1 protein-coding gene is annotated in these 264 nt (G+C 53.4%); it reads right to left on the bottom strand.

What is annotated here, in order from left to right; genetic code table 11:
* Positions 1 to 264 (bottom strand): hypothetical protein (locus Q5762_RS38680; RefSeq protein ID WP_315896998.1); only part of this gene is annotated, 264 nt, incomplete at both ends.

Below are 264 nucleotides of genomic sequence, written 5' to 3'. Positions count from 1 at the left end.
CCTTTTCCAGTTCGCCGCTATTGATAAGCTTTGACGTGTCAATATCTTTCAGCTTGTCGAGCGCTTCACGGGCCTTGGACGCGTCCAGACCGTCAAATGCGGTCAGCTTGCTTTCTGCGGCTTCTGCCCGTTCACGAAGCTTTTTTGCTTCACCGTTCAGGCGATTGATTGTATCGCCGTTCATGACGCCTTCGCCACCGTTTGCGTCAATCCAGACGGGGTTGCCATCCTTCATTTCAATCTTGCCGTCTGCGTCCAGCTTCC

This window comes from Streptomyces sp. P9(2023), from assembly GCF_032436795.1.
GTDB lineage: Bacteria > Actinomycetota > Actinomycetes > Streptomycetales > Streptomycetaceae > Streptomyces.
The sequence above is the reverse complement of the archived record's forward strand: the minus strand, read 5'-3'. Positions and strand labels throughout refer to the sequence as shown.